The organism is Citrobacter sp. TBCS-14 (assembly GCF_005280805.1).
GTDB lineage: Bacteria > Pseudomonadota > Gammaproteobacteria > Enterobacterales > Enterobacteriaceae > Citrobacter > Citrobacter gillenii.
Genome location: NZ_SZWM01000369.1, coordinates 271 through 510, shown reverse-complemented (window position 1 = coordinate 510; position 240 = coordinate 271). Strand labels below are relative to the sequence as shown.

The following is a 240-nucleotide window of genomic DNA, read 5'->3' as shown; positions in this document are numbered from 1 at the left end:
AGCCAGTTCATAACGAACCAGCCACCAGCACAGCTCCGGTAGCGTTGCGGGTTATCTGACGCAGCGGATCGTCATAGGAGAGCGGATCGCGACGTCCGGTCGGGAGTTCATGAATATCATGCCCGGCAGAAAACACTTTGGCCCCGCTCGGGGCGCGCAGAATGATGCAGCGAATGTCCGCACGATTGAGATCGCTCAGCGCCTGCATCAGATCGTCAATAAACACTTTACTCAGGGCAT

The 240-nt window shown here is 56.7% G+C and carries 1 pseudogene; it reads right to left on the bottom strand.

The window, feature by feature from the left end:
- Window positions 1-46: 46 nt before the first annotated feature.
- A pseudogene (locus FDX22_RS15565) lies at window positions 47-240 on the bottom strand (methylmalonyl-CoA decarboxylase); the annotation flags it as partial.